A 15,427-nucleotide genomic window follows, 5' to 3' on the forward strand; every position below is an offset into this window, starting at 1 on the left:
ATCGATATGTACACTCGTACGCATGGGATACGCACTGCTGGCCGCGGCCATCGCGGCGGAGGTGGCCGGGACCACGGCCATGAAGTACAGCGAGGGGTTCAGCAGGCTGGTTCCGTCGCTGATCACCGTCGCGGGGTACCTGCTTGCCTTCACGCTGCTCGCGCAGACCCTGAAGACCCTGTCCGTCGGCACGGCCTATGCGATCTGGGCCGGCATCGGGACCGCCGCGGTGGCCGCCATCGGCATGCTCTTCCTGGGGGAGTCGGCCAACCTGGTCAAGGTCGCGGGCATCGCGCTCGTCATCGCGGGCGTCGTCGTGCTCAATCTGGGCGGGGCCCACTGATGGGGCGTCGTTACGATCCCGAGCGGCGGCAGCGGATCATCGACGCCGCGATCCGCGTCGTCGGGGAGAAGGGGATCGGCGGGCTCAGTCACCGCTCGGTCGCCGCCGAGGCCGACGTGCCGCTCGGGTCGACCACGTACCACTTCAAGACGCTCGACGAGCTGCTCATAGCCGCGCTGCGGCAGAGCAACGAGGGCTTCGCGAAGGTGATGGCCGCCAGTGACGTGTTCGAGGATCCGGCGGCCGACCTCTCCGATCTCGCCCGCGGGCTCGCGCGGGTCCTCGGCGAGTGGTTCGCGGGGGAGCGGGCCGGGGTCGAGCTGGAGTACGAACTCTATCTCGCCGCCGTGCGACGGCCCGCGCTGCGGCCCGTGGCCGCCGAATGGTGCGCGGGGCTCACCGACGTCATCGAGCTCCGCACCGACCCGGTCACCGCGCGCGCCCTCGTCGCGCTGATGGACGGAATCAGTCTGCACGTGCTTCTCACGGGCGGCGAGTACGACGAGGAGTATGCGCGGCAGATGCTCGGGCGGCTGCTTGTGTAGATGCGTGAAGGAATCGCTATTTGCTGACAAAGATCATTGCGTGCGCCGAGTTCCCGCTGGTAGCGTCCCGCGTGCATTGACCAAGCAATTGCGAGAACTTGGGGGAACGAGTTCATGAGCATGCGTCATAAAGGTATTTCCGTCGTGATTGCCTGCGCCTTGACCGGGGTGGCGGGAAGTGCGGCGTACGCGGCTTCGGAGCCGGCGGAGGCGACGCAGCGGCAGGCCGTCGGCGCGGACGAGATCTGTGCCGTCCTCGGGATCGGCAGCGGGGCGGCAGGCCTTGCCAAAGCGCTGGCCAAGGGGGCATCGTGGGTAGGGATCGGAGCCAGCGTCGGTTGCTACGCGTACACGAAGGCCAAGGAAGCGACGCCTGCGCAGAAGCGTGCGGCCATGATCAAGTCGTACAAGAAGTACCAGGCGATGAGTGACCTGAAGAAGCTCGACGCCCTCGGCTATTACTGCCGGAAGCAGGGCGGCGGCGGTGGTGGCGGGACCGATGTCGCCCCGGTGAATTCCACGTCGACGGTGGGGGTGATGGCAGGATGGCGGACCATCAAAATGAAGGGCGTCAAGTACTCGTGCACCGCGACAAGGGACTGAAGGGACGTCGCACCCCTGGACGGACTCCGGGAAATGGCGAGCGCTTTCTGATCTCCCTGGCTTTGGTCGCCGTGAGCCTGCTCTGGATGACACGGGAAATGGCCCAGTGGGCCGTGGCGCTGTGTGCCGTCGGTGCCGTGGCCGGGGTGGCGGGAATGGTCTATTTCGGGCTGCGTTATATGCGGGAACGCACGCAGTCGGAATGAGCAATTAGCGCGTACGCGTAATTCTCCGGCCGCAAGGTCCCGCTCCGGCACGCACATCTCAGCCGGAGCGGGACGCGAGGCCCCTGACCGTCCGCAGCGCCTCCTCGACGCTCGCCGTGACGTCCGTGATCGGGTACTGCACGTCCCGTACGGTCCGGTCGGCGTCGAGCACCAGCGTCAGCCGCTTCAGGCGGCTCACGCCCGCCGCGCGGAACGTCGGCAGGCGCAGGGCCGCCGTCAGGGCCAGGTCCGCGTCCGAGAGGAGCGGAAAGCGCAGGCCCTCCTTCTCCGCGAACTCCCGCTGCTCGTCCGGGCGTTGGGACGACACCCCGTGCACCGTGGCGCCCGCCGCGGTGAACTCCGCCAGCTGGTCGCGGAACGAGCAGGACTCCAGCGTGCAGCCGCGCGCCCCGGGGATCCGCGCCCAGCCGGGCGGGTAGGTGTCCTTGCGGGCGTACGCGCCGGGAAAGCAGTACAGGACCGTGTACGGGGTGTCCGCGGACACCGGGTCGCGCGGCTCCCCGTCGTGTCCCACGAGCCGCAGCTCCGGCAGGCGCGTGCCGCGCAGCGCGTGCACCCGCTGCGCCTCCCGTGAGGTCTCCGCCGCCGTCGCCATCGTCTCTCCGTCTCCCATCACCCAGGTGTCCCCCCAGTCCTGGAGGGCGACCAGGACGGGCAGCAGCGCGCGGCCGCGCGGCGTCAGGTGGTACTCGTGGCGCACCGGACGGTCCTGATAGGGGACGCGCGTGACGACGTCCGCCTCCACCAGAAGCTTCAGCCGCTCGCTCAACACCTTGCGGGACACGCCCAGTTCGCGCTGCATCTCGTCGAAGCGGCGCACCCCCCGCGCCGCGTCGCGCACGATCAGCAGGGTCCACCAGTCGCCGACGACGTCCAGCGCCTGCGCGATCGCGCAGTGGTCGTCGTCGAGCCGGGTCCGTTGCGCCATGACGCACATGCTGACATAGTCCGTTCCCAAAAGGAACTGACTCGGAGGGGTCGGCTCCATGATCTGCCGGGGGGCGACGTGCGTGATGTGCCGAGGACGGTGTGGCTGCTCGCCGCCGGTCAGTTCTTCAACATGGTCGTCGCCTTCACCTTCGTCTACTTCTTCGTCTATCTGACGGACGAACGCGGCCTCCCCGTCGCCCAGGCCGGACTGATCAGCGGCATCGGCGGCGTCGGCATGGTCGCGGGCAACTTCACCGGCGGCTGGTTCGGCGACCGCTCGGGCCACCGGCGCGTCCTGCTCGTCGGATCGCTGATCAGCGGTGCGGGCGTACTGGCACTGCCGTTCCTGCCCGTCGCGCTGCTGTACGTCGTGCCGCCGCTGAGCCAGTACGCGGGCGGCTGCGTGCGCGCCGCCACCGGCGCCCTCGTCGCCGTGTCCGTCCCCGAGGGGGCGCGCCGTCAGGGGTTCGCCGTCCACCGGTTCGCGGGCAACGCGGGCTTCACCGTCGGGCCACCGCTCGGCGCGCTCCTCATCGCCCACACCTCGTACACCTGGCTCTTCGTCATCGACGGAATCGGCACTCTGGTCTTCGCCGCGTACGCCGCGCGGATCCTGCCCGCCCGCGCCGCCGCGCGCTCCGGACCGGACCGCGCGGACACCGGAGAAGGACCGCGGAAGGGTGTCTTCGCGGCCCTTCGCGAGCGCCCCACCGTCCTCGTCCTGCTCGTCGCCGTCCTCCTCACCGACCTCGTCTACCGGCAGCAGTACTCGACCCTCCCCGTCGACCTCGACCGGCACGGCCTCGGCACCGGCGTCTACGGCTGGCTCCTCGCGATCAACGGCGGCGTCATCCTGCTCCTCGAACTCCCCGCCACCCTCGCCATGCGCGACCGGGCGCCGCTGCGCATCATCGGCTCCGGCCTGCTGCTCGTCGGCGCGGGCTGCGCCGTGCTCGCCCTCGGCACCGGGCTCGGCACCGCCGTGACCATGATGCTGCTGCTCACCGCGGGGGAGATCCTCTACAAGACACCGGCCACCGCGTACGTCGCCGATCACGCCCCGGCACACGTGCAGGGCCGCTTCCAGAGCCTGTACTCGGGCGTCTCGGTCAGCGGCGTCGTGCTCTCGGCACCGCTCGGCGGGGCGCTCTACTCCGTGGCGCCAGGCCTGCTGTGGCCGGTCTGCGCGGCGCTCGCGGGGGCGGCGGGATGCCTGGTCCTCGCGGCGGGGCGGGGCCGGTCGCGGCAGCCCTCCGCAGCGGTGGCCGCAGCCGTGGCCGCGGGCGGCCCGGACCTTGAGACCGGTTCGCCCACGCGGCACACCTCCGGTTAGGTTTCACCCATGACCGACACGAACGCTTCCCGCACCACCGGCGCCGTCGCCGCAGGCCTCGCCACCGTCACCGCCGACGGCACCGTTCTCGACACCTGGTTCCCCGCCCCCGAGCTCGTCGCCGAGCCGGGTCCCGCCGGCAGCGAGCGGCTGACCGCCGAGCGCGCCGTGGAGCTGCTCGGTGAGGGCGCCGCGAAGGCCATCGGGCCGGACGCCCGCCGTGGCGTGGAGATCATCGCTGTCCGTACGGTCATCGCGTCCCTCGACGACAAGCCGCTGGACGCCCACGACGTCTACCTGCGCCTGCACCTGCTCTCGCACCGCCTGGTCAAGCCGCATGGCGTGAACCTCGACGGCCAGTTCGCCTTCCTCGCCAACGTCGCCTGGACCTCGCTCGGCCCGGTCGCCGTCGACGACGTCGAGAAGGTGCGCCTCAACGCCCGTGCCGAGGGCCTCCACCTCGCCGTGACGTCCATCGACAAGTTCCCCCGCATGACGGACTACGTCACGCCGAAGGGCGTCCGCATCGCCGACGCCGACCGCGTGCGGCTCGGCGCGCACCTCGCCGAGGGCACCACGGTCATGCACGAGGGCTTCGTGAACTTCAACGCGGGAACCCTCGGCACCTCCATGGTCGAGGGCCGCATCTCCGCCGGTGTCGTCGTCGGCAACGGCTCGGACATCGGCGGCGGTGCCTCCACCATGGGCACGCTCTCCGGCGGCGGCAACGTGCGCATCGTCATCGGCGAGCGCTGCCTCGTCGGCGCCGAGGCGGGCGTCGGCATCGCGCTGGGCGACGAGTGCGTCGTCGAGGCCGGTCTGTACGTCACCGCGGGCACGCGCGTGACCATGCCCGACGGACAGATCGTCAAGGCCCGCGAGCTCTCCGGCGCCTCCCACATCCTCTTCCGCCGCAACTCGGTCACCGGCGCCGTCGAGGCCCGCCCGAACAACGCGGTGTGGGGCGGCCTGAACGACGTGCTGCACAGCCACAACTGACCGACGCCGCCGCTCAACAGGGGAACGACATGAACAGAACGGGTGTACGGGCGCTGGCCCTCGGCACCGCCGCGGTGCTCGGCCTGGTGGCCGGGTGCGGGCAGAGCGTGGGGCAGCCCCGCGACGACGCCCGCGGCGGCGCGCACCAGGTGAGCCGCGCGGCGACCGGCGACCACAGCTCCCCGCTGCGCAAGAGCGACATCCCCTGGAGCGGCAGCCCGAGCCCGTTCGACGCGCAGGTCAAGCTCGCCGACGGGCGCCGCGTGGCCATGCACTACATGCGCGGCAAGGGCCTGTTCGTGCAGGACTACAGCCCCGCGGCCAAGGGCTGGTCCAAGTCGGCCGTCGTGTACAGGACGAAGACCGACGCCTGCCAGGGCATCACGCTCAAGGCCAAGGACGGCACGGTCGCGGCCTTCGGCGACTTCGGCGTGTACTGCGCGGACGGCGAGCCGCCGACCGAGTCGGTCGCCGCGGTGGCCGTGGGCCCGCTGACCAAGTGGGACAAGCACCTCACGACGGACTTCGACGGCTGGGAGAAGATCGTCGTCGCCCCCGGAGGCAAGAAGGTCACGTTCAGCCGGGGCAGCGACACGCTGCGCTGGACCAAGGCCGGAGGGTTTCCGGCAGCGGGCTGAGTGAGGCATGCCGGAGCGGTCGTCCCTTTGGGGGCGGCCGCTTTCTTTTGTCGTGCGGGTTGTTTCGTGCGGGGTTTTCTCTTCGAGAGGCATAGCGGGAGCCGCCTGGACCCGTCCTCATCCATGCGGGAGGGCAACAGGCCCACCAGGGAGCGAAGGTGACGATGGATGCCCATGAGCAGGACAGTTTCCGGGAATTCGTGGCGACCAGATCGTCGGCGCTGCTGAAGACCGCCGTACTGCTCAGCGGGGGCGACCGGCACGCGGGCGAGGACCTGCTGCAGAACGCGCTCGTCAAGGCGGCCGGGCGGTGGCAGCGGATCGACGAGCCGGAGGCGTACGTACGCCGGATCCTGTACCGGCAGCAGGTCAGCCGGTGGCGGCTGAAGTGGCCGCGGCGCGAACTGGCCGTCGCCGAACCGCCGGAGCGTGCCGCGTCGGGGGACGGCACGGCCGCGGCGGAGCTGCGCATCGTGATGCGCGGGGCCCTCGCCAAGCTCACCGCTCGGCAGCGCACCGTACTCGTCCTGCGCTACTACGAGGACCTGCCGGAGGCGGAGGTCGCCGCCGTGCTCGGCTGCTCCGTCGGCACCGTGCGCAGCACCGCGCACCGCTCGCTCGCCCGGCTGCGCGGCCTCGCGCCCGAGCTCGCGCACCTCGACCGCTTCGACACCACGGAGCGGGCCGTTTCTCCTGAATCCGCCGACTCATCCGACTCATCCGACTCCCGTGACTTCTCGCCCATGGAGGTAACACCGTGAACGTGGCAGAACTGGTGCGCGAGTCGCTGCGGGAGCAGGCGGACCAAGGGCCGCCCGTGCCGGGGGACTTCGCCGACCGCGTGCTCGCCGTGCGCCGGCGGCGCAGGACCCGGGCGATCGTGGGCACCTCGCTGGCCGTGGTGACGGCCGCCGTCGTGGGCGTGGCGGTGCCGGCCATCGACTCGGACTCCGAGGAGCGGGGCCCGCGCCCGGCCGGCGAGCTGCGGACCGGCGACGTCATCGCGCACCCCGGCCAGACGCCACCGCGGGAGCTGATCGCCGCGGGCGGGACGGCGCTCGCCGCGTACAGCACGAGCAAGCGCGTCAAGCAGCCCGACGGTGACGCCGTCTTCACCCGCACCTACTCGCTGCTCGACCAGAAGACCGGCACCTACCGCGAGGATTCCCGCTGGTCGTGGCTGGCCGTCGCGCCCGGCATGCGGACCGCCGCCGTCCTGGAGCGCGGTCTGCCCACGAAGCGGATCGGCCTGCTGAACCTGATCACGGGCAAGGTCGAACGCTGGCTCCCGGTGGACCACGGGGTCGGAGGCGTCGCGTTCTCGCCCGACGGCAGGAAGCTCGTCGCGACGACGTACGCGGACGACCCGGACCGGCTCGACAAGGACCGGCCGATGAGCGACGGCAAGCACGAGGAGCCGGGGCCCGCCGACCCGAGCAGGACCGGCTTCTACGTCCTCGACGTGGCCTCGGGGGGCGGCGGTTGGAGCGAGGTGAAGACCAAGAGCGGCGGCTTCGGCATGTCGGACATCAACACCAGGCAGGACTTCGGCTTCAGCGAGGACGGCTCACTGGTCCGCTCGGGTCTCATCCGCGCACCCGGCCGGCAGTACTACGACTTCCAGGGGCGGAAGACGAAGACGCCCGAGCGGGAGAGGCACCTGTCGTGGTTCGTCGAGGCGCGGCTCTCCCCGAACGGGAAGCTCGCCGCAGGTGACTTCGCGGGCGGCGCCAAGACCACCGCCACCGAGATCCTCGATCCCCTCACCGGCGAGCGGGTCGCCAAGCTGCCCGGTCAGGAGCTGCTCGCCTGGGCCGACGACAAGCGGCTCATCGCCTGGGACATCGCACCCGGCACCAGCGAGTACCGCAACCGGCTCGTCCTCGTCACCATCGGGAGCAAGAAGACCGTCCCGCTCAGCGGCTACCGCTCGTCGAAGGCCGACGGCGTCGGGCGCTGGACGCCGATCTTCGCCGAACGCCGACCGATCTGATGGCGGAGGCGCGCTCCTTCAGCCACGACTCGACCGGCGCCAGGCGGAGTTGGCGCGGTTCACCGGAGATCCGCAGGGTTACGGAGATCAGCGGGGATAGCGTCGCCCGGTGCGGGTACTCGGCCATCCCAGCCAGAAGGGAGGCGGACCCCGTGACCGGGACCATGGGCGAGCAGCCGACGCGCGATCACGCGCAGCACTCGGTGGGAGAGCTCGTCGAGCGTGCCACCGCGCAGCTCTCGGAACTCGTACGCCAGGAAATGCGGCTCGCCGGACAGGAGATGGCAGCCAAGGGCAAACGCGCGGGCCGTGGCGGAGGGCTCCTCGGAGCGGCCGGCGCGGTCTCGTACGTCGGACTCATGGCGCTCGCCGCCACGGCGGTCGCGGCACTCGCGCTGACTCTGCCCGTCTGGGGCGCGGCCCTCATCGTCACCGGCGTGCTCTTCGTCGTGGCCGGGGTGCTCGCCGTGCTGGGCCGGAAGCAGCTGGCCCGCGCGGTGCCCCCCGTGCCGCAGGAGGCGATGGACAGCGTCAAGGCGGATGTCGACGAGATCAAGGAAAGGGCGCACCGATGACGGACACCCCCAAGGACGCCGAGAACGCGAAGGACGCCGCGAAGAAGGACACGGGCGCCAAGGGGCCCGACGAACTGCGCCGGCAGATCCAGGAGACCCGCGGCAACCTCGGCGAGACCGTCGAGGAACTCGCGGCGAAGGCGGATGTGAAGGCCCGCGCCCGGGAACGGGCCGCGGCGGTGAAGGACCACGTACAAGGGACGGCGGCACAGGTGAAGGACAAGGTGACGGAACAGGCGGCGCGCGCCAAGGGCAGGGCCACGGACGAGGCCGGACAGGCGAAGAGCGCCACGGCGGAGGGCGCGGCCCGCGCCAAGGGCAAGGCGGTCGAGGGCGCCGCACGGGCCAAGGGCCTGGCGGCGGAAGGCGCAGGACGCGCCAAGGGCATCGCGGCCGAGGGTGCCGGGCGCGCCAAGGGCGCCGTGCTGGAGGGCAAGGCGCGCGCGGAACAGCACCCTGCCGTGCTCCAGGCCGAGGAGAAGGTGGCCGAGGCCGCGCGCCGCGTGCAGGACGGCGCGCCCGAGCCCGTGCGGGCCGCGGCGAGCGGCGTCGCACGGATCGGCGGCCGCCACCCGCGGACGGTCGCCGCGGCCGGGGCGGGCGTCCTGGTGGCCTGGCTGCTGCTCCGCCGCGGGAAGCGGAACGGCCGCTGATGAGCGGGACGACGATCCTCTACAAGCCGCTCGGCATGGCCTTCGGCATGCTGGGCGGCGCGGTCGCGGGCGCGGTCTTCCGCCGTACCTGGAAGGCCGTGGCGGGCGAGGACGACGCGCCGGACGCGCACGACGAGGAACGCTCCTGGAACGAGATCCTCGTCGCCGCCGCGCTCCAGGGCGCCATCTTCGCCGTGGTCAAGGCCGCGGTGGACCGTGGCGGCGCGGTCGGCGTGCGGCGTATGACGGGCCGCTGGCCGGGCTGACGGCCATGCCCGTCCGGCAGGACCGGCGCGAGCGCCGACGGGCCGGACCGGCACAGAGGCCACGGCACGACGCACGAAACTGAACACGACGGCGGCGACGGCGCCGACCGGGAGGAGCGGCGCGGCACTCCGGTGACGGGCTCCTCGTCCGGCATCGGCGCCGCCGTCGCCCGCCGCCTGGCGGTGTCCGCGCCGTCGTCAACTCCGCCCGCGGCGGCGGCCGATCAGCCCCGGCAGGACCGCGTTGACGGGGCAGGACGCCCGGAGGAAGCTTCGGGCCATGGCCACGACGCAGCAGCATCCGTACGCGCGGTACGTCGCGATCGGCGACAGTCAGACGGAGGGCCTCGGGGACGGCGACGAAGTGCGCGGCTACCGCGGCTGGGCCGACCGGCTCGCCGAGATCCTCGCCGCCGGGCACCCGGACTTCACCTACGCCAACCTCGCCGTGCGCGGCCGTCGGACGGCGCTGATCAAGGCGGAGCAGCTCGGCCCCGCCCTCGCGCTGAAGCCGGATCTCGTGACCGTCATGGCGGGCATGAACGACCTGGTGCGGCCGGGCTACGACGCGGCGCGCGTCGCCGCGGACACCGAGGAGATGTTCACCGAGCTCACCGCGGCGGGCGCGCGCGTGGCCACCGTCACCTTCCCCGACATCGGGCGCGTCTCGCCGCTCGCACGGCGCGCGCTGCCCCGCGTCCTGGACCTCAACGCCCGGATCCGCGCGGCCGCCGACCGGCACGGCGTGATCGTCTTCGACACGTTCCCGCACCGCATCACCACCGATCCGCGGCTGTGGAGCCGCGACCGCATGCACGCGAGCCCGCTCGGCCACGCCCGGATCGCCGCGGGCATGGCGGAAGCCCTCGGCCTCGCCGGGCACGAGAGCTGGCTGAGCCCGCTGCCGCCGCTGGCCCCCGTGTCGGTGCTCGGGGCGGTGACGGCGGAGGCGCGCTGGTTCGCCGGGTTCATGGGCCCCTGGCTGTGGCGCCGCGTGCGGGGACGCTCATCGGGTGACGGCCGGGAGGCGAAACGTCCGGCGCTGGAGGCGGTGACGGCGGCACATCACGAACGGGCTTGACCTCGACCTTGGTTGAGGTCGGAGGGTGGTGCGTGCACCGAGCGGTCACCCGCTCCGGCATTCGACCTCGACCGATACGGACGGATCACGCCATGCCCGCGATCACCACCCTCAGCACCGGCAGCCTCCCCGACCCGGCCCGCGCCGACGGAGGCCTCACCTTCATCAGCACGTGGAGCACCGGCTCACCGGAGCGGCTGCGGGCCACCCTGGACGCCCTCACGAAGGCCTGGGAGACCCGCCCCTGGCCGCACGAAGGGCTCCTCTCGTACACGGTGTACGCCGGCTCCGACGGGTCGACCCTCCTGCATTACTCGCAGTGGCGGGACGAAGAGGCGTACCAGGACTTCTTCGCGAGCGTCGGCAACGGCAGGGACGCCAGGAACTCCGAGATCGACGCGGCCGTGCCGGGCATCGAGCGGCTCGGCCTCAACAAGACGCGGCTTTACCGCAGTTGGACCGAAGGCCGGACAGGTGAGGCCCGTGAGCCCGGCACGGTGGCGATCACCCTGACCGACTTCGAAAGCCCCGACCCCGAGGGGCAGCGCGCCTGGGCGGACGGGGCGGTCGCAGCCCTGGACGGGGGCACCGCCGACACCCCCGGCCCCTGCGCCGCGCACTTCCACCTCACCCTGGACGGCAAGCGCGTCGTCACCTACACGGAGGGCGGCGGAGCGGGCGCCCGGTACCGCTTCGCGTACGGCTTCGTACCGAGCAAGGCGTAGATTCTCCCCGCCCCGCACCGCCGACCGCCCCGCTCTCCTGGACAGCCCCTGGAGGCGGCGGGACGGTGGAGCCATGAGCGGGGACGGGAGGGCCGGCCGGGGCAGGCCGCGCAGGCGCAGGCCCGGCAAGGCGGAAGCCGTCGGCAGCGCCGCCGCGACGGGCGGGAACGGCGGCACGGGCATGGCCTTCGAGATCGTCCGGGAACTGGAGGTCGAGGGCTCCCCGGCCAGGCTCTGGGGCGCCCTCACCACCGGCACCGGCGGCTGGCTGTGGCCCATGAAGTACGAACCCCGCGAGGGCGGCGCCGCCCCCTCCGGCGGCACCGTCACCCGCTGGGACCCGCCCCACCGCCTCACCGCCCGCGTCGAGGACCCGGACGGCATACCCGGCCAGAGCCTCGACGAGCTCGACCACGTCATCGAGGCGCGCGACGGCGGCCGCCGCTCCTGGCTGCGCCACGTGCACAGCGGCATCTTCACCGGCGACTGGGACACGCAGTACGACGGCGCCGTGCAGCACACCGACTTCCACCTGCACACCCTGGGCCAGTACATGGCGTACTTCGAGGGCCGCCCCGTCGCCTACTCGTCCCTGCACGGCCCGCGCGCCTCCGCCGCCCCGGACGCCTTCGTCAGGCTGGCCAGGGCGCTCGGCCTGCCCGACGACGCCACGGACGGCGCGCGCGTACGGGTGCAGGCCGCGGGCGGGGAGCTGGACGCGGTGATCGACTTCCGCAGCCGGTACTTCATCGGCCTGCGCGCCGACGAGACGCTGCACCGCTTCTACGGCCGCAACCACTTCGGCGCCCCGGTCGGCGTCAGCGTCCACGACTTCGGCGCGCACGCCGACGCCAAGGGCACCGAACTGGCCTGGCAGGACTGGCTGGACCACCTCTACGGCTGAGGCGGCCCGGCCGGCCCGCCCCGCATCAGGGCCTGAAGCGCAGCACCTGCGGGTCGTGGTCGCTGTTCTGCTCCGCGAACTCCGCGTTGATGTGCACGCTGTCGAAGCTGACGTCGTCCGCGTCACCCACCCCCGGGCTGGTCAGGATCTGGTCGAGGACCTGCGAGTTGCCCTGGTAGACGTACGAGTAGCGCTCGCTCCTCGGCAGCGACCCGACCGCCGAACGCAGCGCGCCGCCGTCCTCAAGGGCCTTGGTGGCGGCCGAGAACTCGAAGTCGTTGATGTCGCCGAGCACGACGACGTCGGCGTTCCGCTGGACCTTGCGGATGTCCTTCACGAAGCCGTTCACCGCCTGCGCCTGCAGCAGCCGCTTGGCCTCGGAGGAGCGCACCGGCGGCTGGTGGTGCGAGGTCAGCCCCTCGTCGCCGCCCTTGGACCCGAAGTGGTTGGCGATCACGAAGACGGTGCGGCCACGGAAGGTGAACTCACCGGCCAGCGGCTTGCGGCTGTCCGCCCACGCCGCGTTGCCCGGGTCGACGCGCCCGGGGGAGTGGCTCAGCGCGGCGCGGCCGCCCTCGCGCACCACCTCGGTGGGCGTCGTCGCGTCGCCGGGCGCGCGCTCGGTGAACGAGACCCGCTCCGGGTTGTAGAGGAAGACCTGGCGGATGTTGCCGCCGGGCTCGCCGCCGTCCTTGTTGTTCTGCGGGTCGACGGACCGCCACGCGTAGCGCGGCCCGCCCGCCGCGACGATCGCGTCCGTGAACTTCTTCAGCGTCGCCTCCGCGGAGACCGTGCCGTCGTTCTTCGCCCCGTTGTCGTCCTGGATCTCCTCCAGGGCCACGATGTCGGGCGAGGAGAGGTTCGCGACGACCGCGCCCGCCAGCGCGTCGAACTTCTTCTGCGGGTCGGTCGGGTCGAGGTTCTCGACGTTGTACGTGGCCACGGCGAGCTCGCCCTTGGCCTGCCGCCGCGTCTTCTCCCGCTTGAGGCCCTTGTCGACGACGTCGCCGAGCTCGCGCGCCACCAGGGTGTAGCCGCCGAACTGGTTGAAGTCCAGGGGGCCCGCGGCGCCGCCGCGCAGCACGTCACCGACGTTCGCCTTCGGGAACGGCTGCTCGGAGACCGGGGCGAGCTGCTGGATCTGGAGCCGCCCGCCGTTCTGCGCGCCGTACGAGCCGTAGACGGTGCCGCCGCGCCGGTTCGGGTTCTCGTGCTTCTTCACCGTTACCCAGAGCTCGTTGTACGCGTCGGTCGCACCGACCACGCGGGAGCCGCCGATCCGTACGTTCATGCCCTCCAGCGACTCGTAGAGGTCGAGGGCGTACGAGCGCGGCTTCAGCGGCAGCGCGTTGATGCTGCCGCCCTGCGCGGGGTCGCCCGCAGGCGCGTAACGACCGGGCACGGACTTGGCGGTGACCGCGACCGGGGCGGGCAGCGCGTTGCCGGAGGACTCCACGGTCACCGTCGGCTTGGTGATCTGCGTCAGGGACTGGTTGCCGGATCCCGCGCCCCCGGGAACGTACTCGCCGACCGTGCCCGAGACCCGTACCGCGTCACCCGTCCTGACCGTGAGCGGCGCGGAGCCGGTGAAGACGAAGACGCCCTCGCTGGTGGCCGCGTCGTCATCGGCCGCGCCCTTGGCGGACTGGATCCAGAAGCCCTTCGAGCCGTAGCCGCGCACGCCCGTCACGATGCCGGGCACATCGCTGACCTGCTGCCCCACCAGGGGCGACGTACGGGTGGTGCCCTGGATGTCGTGGATGCGGACCCCGTCGGCCGAGGCCGGGGACGAGGCGGCGGCGAGCAGTCCCGCCGCCAGGGCGGCGGCGACTACGGCACCGACTGCGGCGGAACCCGGCAGGCGGGGCGACGATATGTGAGGCATCTGGGAACTCCGGATGAGGGTGAGGGAACGAAGCTGCGGCGCAGGGCCGATCGGGCGCTCTACGCGCGTCAATCTCTTGTGTGACCAGGGGAGTTGTCAAGGTTCTCCGGGTGTTCCCGCGCTGTACGTTTCCTGACAGGGACATGAACCGGGCGGCATGGTCCCAAATCCGTCTAGGCTTGCCCACTGCAGAGCCCGCCCCTCCGGAGGAGAACCAGCCGATGTCCGTAAGCCCCGCCACCCTGCCGCCGGTGCTGCTGCACTCCGAAGCGGAACTCGCGCGGGCCGCGCTCGCCACGCCGCTGCTCTCCCGCGCCGTGCGCCTCGCCCGCTGGGCGGGACCCGAGACCCGCGTCGGCGCGGGCGGCGAGCTCGTCGACGCGCAGCTTCCCGCTGCCGCGGCCGAGCTGGGCCTCGCGGCGGACGACCCGGACGCGGCCGCGTACGCGAGCGAGGCGTGGCGGGTCGCGGTGGACACCGGTCTCCTCGACGTCACGGACGCCGAGGAGGACGGTGCGGAGGGCACCGTCACCCAGGGCGAGGACCTCGCGCTGCTCTCCGAGGGCAGCCCGCAGGACGTCCTCGGCATCTGGCTCGGCGCCCTCGACACCGTGTACGCGGACGCGACCGTGCCCGACATGGAGAACCTCCTCGACGTCCTCGAGGAGAACGGCGAGGTCGACTTCGACGAGCTCGGCTGGGACCCGCAGGTCGAGGCCGACTTCCTCGACGGCGTCCTCGGCAACCTCTACCTGCTCACCGTCGGCGACGCCGCGGGCGGCGAGAGCCCGGTGCCGCTGCCCGCGCTCGCCGCCTCGATGATCGTCCCCGACGACATGGGCGAGCCCACGGACGACGTCCTGGAACAGGTGTCGGACGCGATGATGAAGCTCGACGACCAGTTCCGGCTCTTCGAGCCGCTCGGCCTCGTCGAGTACCAGCCGGTCGATGAAGCGCTCATGGCCGACATCGACGACGAGACGGCTCCGCCGGAGCCCGCACCCGTCGACGACGAGGACGTCAGCCGCTACGGCATGGTCCGGCTCACCCCGCTCGGCCTGTACGGCGTCCGCGCCCGCATGCTGGAGGCCGGCGTCGACGCGCCCGCGGTCGGCGACCTCGCGGACAAGGGTGCGGACGTGTTGCTCGACGGCACCTCCGGCTTCCCGCAGCACGCCGCGCAGGCGGAGATCGAGCAGTGGCTCGGCCGGCACGAACCGCTGGCCGCCGCACGGGAGTTGCTGGCCGCGGCCCGCGGTGCCGACGAGGGCGCGCCGCTGCGCAGGCTCCGCTGCCAGCAGGCGCTCTCCCTGGTCGGTGACGAGGCGGAGCCCGCGCTGCGCGACGTCCTCGACGACCCGGAGCTCGGCGGCCTCGCCCGGGTGTGGCTCGCCGAGCACGGTGCCACGGACGTGCCCGCGCCGTCGGAGGCGCTCATCTTCTGGCTGACCATCGACACGCTCGCCGCGCAGCTCTCCGCCGAGGGCAACTCGGACGAGCTGCAGGGCCTGGTCGAGGGCCTCGCCCAGCAGCACAGCGGCTTCTTCGCCACGGCGTGGCGCGTCGAGCACCCCGCCACGGCCGACGTCCTGGAGGCGATGGGCCGCCTGCACCCCGACAAGAAGGTGGCGAAGGAGGCCCGCAAGGCGGCGTTCAAGGCGCGGAACCTCTGACCCGAGCGCACGAACGGCAGCACCCCGGGCGGGCCCGAAGGTCCGGGCCCACCC

Annotated in this window: 18 protein-coding genes; 16 read left to right on the plus strand and 2 right to left on the minus strand. The window is 72.3% G+C overall.

Features of this window, described 5'->3' with window-relative positions:
• The first annotated feature begins 22 nt into the window (after positions 1-22).
• The 4 genes from AC07DO_RS06225 (at position 23) to AC07DO_RS06240 (ending at position 1,697) form a co-directional block, all read left to right on the plus strand.
• Positions 23-343 (plus strand): DMT family transporter, encoded by a 321-nt coding sequence (locus AC07DO_RS06225; protein ID WP_466137848.1) that lies wholly within the window; start codon positions 23-25, stop codon positions 341-343.
• On the plus strand, positions 343-888 hold the full coding sequence (locus tag AC07DO_RS06230; RefSeq protein WP_479057410.1) for a TetR/AcrR family transcriptional regulator: 546 nt from the start codon (positions 343-345) through the stop codon (positions 886-888). The genes AC07DO_RS06225 and AC07DO_RS06230 overlap by 1 nt, the downstream gene beginning before the upstream one ends.
• A gap of 114 nt (positions 889-1,002) precedes the next feature.
• Positions 1,003-1,491: a hypothetical protein gene (locus tag AC07DO_RS06235; RefSeq protein WP_479057411.1), complete on the plus strand. Its 489-nt coding sequence runs from the start codon at positions 1,003-1,005 to the stop codon at positions 1,489-1,491.
• On the plus strand, positions 1,470-1,697 hold the full coding sequence (locus AC07DO_RS06240) for a hypothetical protein (protein ID WP_479057412.1): 228 nt from the start codon (positions 1,470-1,472) through the stop codon (positions 1,695-1,697). The genes AC07DO_RS06235 and AC07DO_RS06240 overlap by 22 nt, the downstream gene beginning before the upstream one ends.
• Positions 1,698-1,755: 58 nt before the next feature.
• Here the strand turns inward: AC07DO_RS06240 and AC07DO_RS06245 are convergent, their stop codons facing one another.
• Positions 1,756-2,646, minus strand: a complete 891-nt coding sequence (locus AC07DO_RS06245; RefSeq protein ID WP_479057413.1) for a winged helix-turn-helix transcriptional regulator — start codon at positions 2,644-2,646, stop codon at positions 1,756-1,758.
• Positions 2,647-2,778: 132 nt separating this feature from the next.
• Between AC07DO_RS06245 and AC07DO_RS06250 the strand changes: the two genes are divergently transcribed.
• The 11 genes from AC07DO_RS06250 to AC07DO_RS06300 all read left to right on the plus strand — a co-directional run bounded on the left by AC07DO_RS06250 (position 2,779) and on the right by AC07DO_RS06300 (position 11,815).
• Positions 2,779-3,981, plus strand: coding sequence for an MFS transporter (locus AC07DO_RS06250; protein WP_479057545.1), 1,203 nt, complete (start codon positions 2,779-2,781; stop codon positions 3,979-3,981).
• Between the two features lie 9 nt (positions 3,982-3,990).
• On the plus strand, positions 3,991-4,980 hold the full coding sequence (gene dapD / locus AC07DO_RS06255) for a 2,3,4,5-tetrahydropyridine-2,6-dicarboxylate N-succinyltransferase (RefSeq protein ID WP_479057414.1): 990 nt from the start codon (positions 3,991-3,993) through the stop codon (positions 4,978-4,980).
• Between the two features lie 29 nt (positions 4,981-5,009).
• The gene (locus tag AC07DO_RS06260) at positions 5,010-5,618 is read left to right on the plus strand and encodes a hypothetical protein (RefSeq protein ID WP_479057415.1); all 609 of its coding nucleotides are present in this window, start codon (positions 5,010-5,012) and stop codon (positions 5,616-5,618) included.
• 164 nt (positions 5,619-5,782) lie between these two features.
• The gene (locus AC07DO_RS06265; protein ID WP_479057416.1) at positions 5,783-6,379 is read left to right on the plus strand and encodes a SigE family RNA polymerase sigma factor; all 597 of its coding nucleotides are present in this window, start codon (positions 5,783-5,785) and stop codon (positions 6,377-6,379) included.
• Positions 6,376-7,611: a WD40 repeat domain-containing protein gene (locus AC07DO_RS06270; protein ID WP_479057417.1), complete on the plus strand. Its 1,236-nt coding sequence runs from the start codon at positions 6,376-6,378 to the stop codon at positions 7,609-7,611. The genes AC07DO_RS06265 and AC07DO_RS06270 overlap by 4 nt, the downstream gene beginning before the upstream one ends.
• Before the next feature lie 152 nt (positions 7,612-7,763).
• Entirely contained in the window at positions 7,764-8,186 is a 423-nt protein-coding gene (locus tag AC07DO_RS06275) for a phage holin family protein (protein WP_479057418.1), read from the plus strand.
• Positions 8,183-8,839 carry a DUF3618 domain-containing protein gene (locus AC07DO_RS06280; protein ID WP_479057419.1) on the plus strand — a complete coding sequence of 219 codons (657 nt, stop codon included), beginning with the start codon at positions 8,183-8,185 and terminating at the stop codon, positions 8,837-8,839. The genes AC07DO_RS06275 and AC07DO_RS06280 overlap by 4 nt, the downstream gene beginning before the upstream one ends.
• Positions 8,839-9,105 carry a DUF4235 domain-containing protein gene (locus AC07DO_RS06285; RefSeq protein ID WP_479057420.1) on the plus strand — a complete coding sequence of 89 codons (267 nt, stop codon included), beginning with the start codon at positions 8,839-8,841 and terminating at the stop codon, positions 9,103-9,105. Before AC07DO_RS06280 ends, AC07DO_RS06285 begins: the two co-directional genes overlap by 1 nt.
• Before the next feature lie 280 nt (positions 9,106-9,385).
• Positions 9,386-10,186 carry an SGNH/GDSL hydrolase family protein gene (locus AC07DO_RS06290; protein WP_479057421.1) on the plus strand — a complete coding sequence of 267 codons (801 nt, stop codon included), beginning with the start codon at positions 9,386-9,388 and terminating at the stop codon, positions 10,184-10,186.
• 92 nt (positions 10,187-10,278) lie between these two features.
• Positions 10,279-10,911: an antibiotic biosynthesis monooxygenase gene (locus tag AC07DO_RS06295; protein ID WP_479057422.1), complete on the plus strand. Its 633-nt coding sequence runs from the start codon at positions 10,279-10,281 to the stop codon at positions 10,909-10,911.
• Between the two features lie 181 nt (positions 10,912-11,092).
• Entirely contained in the window at positions 11,093-11,815 is a 723-nt protein-coding gene (locus tag AC07DO_RS06300) for an SRPBCC family protein (protein WP_479057546.1), read from the plus strand.
• A gap of 25 nt (positions 11,816-11,840) precedes the next feature.
• Here AC07DO_RS06300 and AC07DO_RS06305 read toward each other — a convergent pair whose 3' ends face one another.
• Positions 11,841-13,700: an endonuclease/exonuclease/phosphatase family protein gene (locus AC07DO_RS06305; RefSeq protein WP_479057423.1), complete on the minus strand. Its 1,860-nt coding sequence runs from the start codon at positions 13,698-13,700 to the stop codon at positions 11,841-11,843.
• A 221-nt stretch (positions 13,701-13,921) separates the two neighbouring features.
• Here AC07DO_RS06305 and AC07DO_RS06310 point away from each other — a divergent pair, with 221 nt between their 5' ends.
• The gene (locus AC07DO_RS06310; RefSeq protein WP_479057424.1) at positions 13,922-15,373 is read left to right on the plus strand and encodes a hypothetical protein; all 1,452 of its coding nucleotides are present in this window, start codon (positions 13,922-13,924) and stop codon (positions 15,371-15,373) included.
• Positions 15,374-15,427 lie beyond the last annotated feature (54 nt).

This window comes from Streptomyces sp. NPDC045678 (assembly GCF_056432085.1).